This window comes from Shewanella waksmanii ATCC BAA-643 (assembly GCF_000518805.1).
GTDB lineage: Bacteria > Pseudomonadota > Gammaproteobacteria > Enterobacterales > Shewanellaceae > Shewanella > Shewanella waksmanii.
Window position 1 is genome coordinate 1 of the sequence record NZ_JAEH01000085.1, and the last position, 2,692, is coordinate 2,692.

The following is a 2,692-nucleotide window of genomic DNA, read 5'->3' on the forward strand; positions in this document are numbered from 1 at the left end:
TCGTCTGTACATCGCTATGCAGCGCTGTTTGCCGTGTCAGTGGGAGCGCATTATAGGGAGCTGAACTTTTTACGCAAGTGCTTTTTGAAAGAAAAATGCATTTATTTTCTATACCTAACTTAGGTACACCATACCGACACCTTTCCCACAGAGTTATCCACAAAATAACTAGAACGGCCAAATTCAACCCACTAACAAGCTAGCCCGTATTGCTAACCACTATCTTCTTTAATGGGCATTTATTCCTTCTAACGCTATATAATACCGCTCATCATTAACACCAACTCACCCACGTTTCCTCACCAAATGCGGGGGTAATTAGAAGTTACTTGCCGCTAATCCATCAAATCATTACATAAATAGCGTTATAGACACCAACTACAGCATGGATTCAGAAGAGAAATAGACCGGATATATCAACTTTGGTTCATCCTTTGCCACTTATCCGTACTAAAGCTATTAATGACAGTTAAGGAGAAGACAAAGCTGAACTGTTATTGCAATGGATGGTAAAAGTGAATGTTGTCATCAATAGATATTAAGAGAGCTAAAAAGACACCAGCATTACTCGTCTATAGCCACTACGTATTCAAACCAGTTATCCATAATCAGCTTTATTTTACAAAAGACTAAAAGCCCCATTCGATGTTCTACGTACCAACTATATAATTAAGTCATTAGCTACAAGCGTCTGCCTTAGCACTACCATGCACGCCGTCAATAATGAGGTTTCTTAACCAACTGTGGCTTGGATCTAGCTCAAAATGTTTATGCCACACTAGAACGTAAGCCCCTGGCACCAGTTTTACTGGTACATCTAAACAAACCAAATCGTAATCAGCGATCATCTGCATCACGTACTTTTTGGGCGCGCATAAGATAAGATCGCTGTTTCCACACAATTCCAAAGCACTATTAAAATCGGCCATGTTAACAGCGATGTCGCGCTGTAGATGCTTCAACCTAAGCACATCATCCAATAACCAATGTTCCAATCCACCGAATGCTACCTGTAAATGGCGATACTTTAAAAACGTCTCTAGATTCCAATCTTCACTAAGAAGTTTGTGGCCACGTCTCACTAAACACACAGGATGGTCACGAATAAGCTCCTTGAAACCAAGTTGCTCAGGAATGTTGTTCATATGCAACAAAGAGCGCTTATCCCATTCTCGGCAGATAATTCCCATATCAATTTCACAGCGCAGCAATTTGTCCATACTATCTTGAGACCAAGTCTGACTATTTACACTCACTAAAGGAGCATCCCTTAAAAGCTTAGGCATAAAATGGGGGTAGCTTAAAGAGTAGGCCGTTTCCACTACATGCATTCGAAACCTACGTTGGCTCTCAGCAGGCTCAAAAGTACTTGGTCGAGTAAACTTATCTAACTTCTGTAGTACTTCTCGCAGCTCCGGAGCCAACTGCAAAGCCCTAGGTGTCGCTTTTAGCCCATAAGCAGTACGTTCAAAAAGTTGATCATCAAAGGTTTCTCTTAACTTACTAAGTTGCTTACTTACCGCTGACTGGCTCAAATGCAATCGAGATGCAGCGGCAGTGACACTTTGCTCTTCTAACAACACTTCTAGCACCCTAAGCAAATTAAAATCCAATTGCTTCACAAACACCTTCTATTAGACTCGTAGACTAAATTACATCATAAAGCCTTTGCCTACAGTTACCACTACATTCCCTAATTTGAGGAGCCCGCTTCACCTCTTGCAGATTTACTCAAAGAACAAATCACTCCACTTAACATTTTTAAGAGTACAATCTAGCATCGTACAGTGTTTGTAATGTAGACGCTGAACACTGGGCTTCTAACCAAGATGCATAGGCGGATCATAACTGTGTGCGGCTTAAGAGGTATCTACAAGCTGTTCGTCAGTCACAATAAGGATCGGGAATAAGCAGATCACACAGAAGTACTTTCCAACCTATCAAAAGTGTATAACGGCTATAATCAAGTACTAATCACCACAGCTTTACACTGGCAATCTATTTCGAAGATCATTCTAAAAATTTCTAGCACAAAGTGCCTGGGGTTTTACCGTTACTGTTTAGTCTTCACTTTTCTAAAAAGTGAAAACCAAAGAGGTGTATGGAAATGAGCTACTCGGTTCGCGCAGCGAACACATGGGGGCGAAGAAGCCCTGCCTTGGATGCAGCGCATTCAAGGGCTTTGAAGCGCGAGTAACTTGTTACGAAGCTGGAGAGCCCGCTTAGCGGCGGGGTGACGTAGGGAGTAGGTATTGCACATACGTGCTTAAGTGGATAAGCCACCTAATATAAATACTGCCTTATTCGAGCCATTAACTAGCCTGTTTTACTATGCTCCAAACGTAAAAAAGCCACCTTAATAAGGTGGCTTCTTCACTTAAATAGGCGTCTGGAAATGGCCAGCTTCGAGCGCGCTCTCCGCGCTACATAAGTGCATGAAGCTTCGCTTCATAAACACACTCACTTCGCCCTACTCCACATGGGTATTGAGCCTCACTACGTTCGGACTTTTTACTTCCCCATATTCGAGTGTCATTTCAAAGCCCGGTAAACGAAAAAATCCCCAACACAAAGTGCTGGGGATTTATCGTTTATTTGGCGCCTGGAAATGACCTACTCTCACATGGGGAGACCCCACACTACCATCGGCGCAATTGCGTTTCACTTCTGAGTTCGGGATGGGATCAGGTGG

The 2,692-nt window shown here is 42.6% G+C and carries 1 protein-coding gene and 1 rRNA gene; both read right to left on the bottom strand.

Annotation, left to right across the window (positions count from 1 at the left end):
• Positions 1-677: 677 nt before the first annotated feature.
• Positions 678-1,622, bottom strand: a complete 945-nt coding sequence (locus tag L865_RS0119940; RefSeq protein WP_028774840.1) for a LysR family transcriptional regulator — start codon at positions 1,620-1,622, stop codon at positions 678-680.
• Positions 1,623-2,600: 978 nt separating this feature from the next.
• Positions 2,601-2,692 (bottom strand): 5S ribosomal RNA (gene rrf, locus L865_RS24650); the annotation flags it as partial.